The organism is Maribacter sp., assembly GCF_049667165.1.
Lineage (GTDB): Bacteria > Bacteroidota > Bacteroidia > Flavobacteriales > Flavobacteriaceae > Maribacter_A.
In genome coordinates, this window is sequence record NZ_JBATHS010000128.1 from 1 (window position 1) to 2,165 (window position 2,165).

Sequence of the window (2,165 nt, forward strand, 5' to 3'; positions counted from 1 at the left end):
CTCATAAAGTCGACCCAAATAAACATAAGGCTTGCATAAAGCCCCATGGAGGGGTCCCTTATCCGCAGCATAGTGTTTGAAAGCTCCGAAAACAGGAGGTGCGGTACGCAGCGACGCGGAGTTTCAGACGCGGTTTTTCTTTTGGGAAAAAGAAAAAATGCCTCGGATAAGGCGCCTTTTTCTTTGTTTCGTTTACTCATGTCATATTGTGTTTTTAAGGTATTCGTGAACCTCCTTCGTCGGTTTGTTTTGGGCGAGCAAAGAAAATGAAGATACATTGATTTATTGTAGCCAACATTTAGGAGATCGCCCGCACTAGCGCCAGCCCAACAGGTCATTCTGGCGAGGCGGGCAGGCTTCTAACCTCGCGAAGACGTTAACCAATAATTATTATAGCCAATAGTAAGGAGATCGCCCGCACTAGACGGGCAGGAAGCAAGACTGAGGAAACCATTGCTAAACGTTTCATTCGATTTCAATTAATGGGTCATTTGAGGTCGAAATCGGAGCATTTTCATGCCTTTAAAATGTTAACCTTTTACACGGGAATAGTTTCGATCAATTGCAGGAAAGATGAAATACAAGCTAACCTCGGGTACACCTTTCCCTTTTAAACCCGATGTTATAAGAGGTCAAAAGAAACTGCATCGGTAAATGATCCGAATACAGTACAAATCGTTCCCCTTTATTTTTTGGCCTCGCGTTGGTTTTTAAGAGAAAAAAACTTATCTTATATGGGTCAAAGTCATGGTAACATCAGTTCTTCTTTGTTTACCGCTTTTATGTTTTCCCTCATTTTTTTGGTAATTGATTCGATTTGAATATTGTCATTGGGCAATGTCGTAGCATTTTAACTTTTAAAGAATGTATCATGAAAACAAGCCATACCTTTTTACTTATCCCTTTCTTTGCTCTGGTTTTTACAGGGTGCAGTAGTGGCGATGATAGTCAGCCCAGAGAAACTAATAGTCAACCCGAGACTACGGATCAACCTCCCGAGAATGTCGTTACACCGTCGATTTACGAAAGTGATCCCTTTACGATGTACCTACTTCCAGAAACGGAAGAAGTTAGGGGGGTCATTTTTTTCCTTACCGGTGGCAGCGGAGATGGCCGCCCTTGGGTTCGGGGTGATCTTTCCAATATTCCCGAAGCAACTGAAGGAAGACAGCAAATAGAACAGTTGATGCAAACCTATGATCTTGCATTTCTAGGAAACGATAGTGCTCATTATTCAGACACCGCTCCCCATCAAGCCATGCTCGATGCCCTCGAAGAATTCGCAAGTCTGAGTGAGCATCCAGAGCTGGCCGACGCTCCGCTTTTGCCATTCGGATATTCAAATGGAGGAAGTACCGCATTAAATTTTGCGTTTAACCATCCGGAACGCACAATCGGTGTCTATTCCTATAAAGGAGACATATACCTGTTTTCAGAACAGCAATGGGAAACCATCAGGAACGTTCCTACGTTTCTTCATATGGGTGAGCTCGATACAAACGTAGGCAGTACAATTCCATATCAATACGGATTAAACCGTGAGGCAGGTGCCTTATGGGGTGCCGGAATTGAGAAAGGGGTTGCACATGAGTTTGAGCTTCCAATGGACTTTATAACCCCTTGGATGGAAGGATTGCTTATCGCTCGAATTCCAACAATGCAAACTCCTGGAACAATCCCTGAGCTTAATCCATTAACAGAGGAGTCGGGTTGGTTGGGAGACCTCAACACCTTCGAAATCATGCCGTTCATTGACTATGAAGGTGATCCTGCTATGGCCAGTTGGTTGTACAATGATGAAACTTCACAAGAATGGCAAGCGGTTTTTCAGTAACCTTGTAGGCACTTTTGAACACCTGCTGGTATACGCCAGTATGGTGTTGCGATTGATGGGTTTAAGGTTTAAGGGACGAGGTATGAAGGGTTGATTGTTGGTGGTTGAAAATCAACCTCCCCTTTCTTCCGCGAATGCGGAATTCATTCCCCTCCTCATCCGAGGAGGGGAGCTATAAATAGGTAAAGACCAAAAGCTTTGTTCCTCATAAAGTCGACCCAAATAAACATAAGGCTTGCATAAAGCCCCATGGAGGGGTCCCTTATCCGCAGCATAGTGTTTGAAAGCTCCGAAAACAGGAGGTGCGGTACGCAGCGACGCGGAGTTTCAG

Annotated in this window: 2 protein-coding genes; one reads left to right on the forward strand and one right to left on the reverse strand. The window is 44.3% G+C overall.

Annotated elements, in window-relative coordinates; all coding sequences use genetic code 11:
• Positions 1-200, reverse strand: a 200-nt coding sequence (locus tag WBM98_RS06520) for a hypothetical protein (RefSeq protein ID WP_424365220.1), incomplete at its 3' end; no start/stop codon positions are given.
• Between the two features lie 671 nt (positions 201-871).
• On the opposite strand from WBM98_RS06520, the gene WBM98_RS06525 reads away from it, so the two are divergent.
• Positions 872-1,834 (forward strand): hypothetical protein, encoded by a 963-nt coding sequence (locus tag WBM98_RS06525; protein WP_424365221.1) that lies wholly within the window; start codon positions 872-874, stop codon positions 1,832-1,834.
• The last annotated feature ends 331 nt before the right edge of the window (positions 1,835-2,165 follow it).

Coding starts and splice junctions, on each gene's coding strand:
- WBM98_RS06525 (WP_424365221.1), top strand. CDS start 872: ATGAAAACAAGCCATACCTTTTTACTTATCCCTTTCTTTGCTCTGGTT.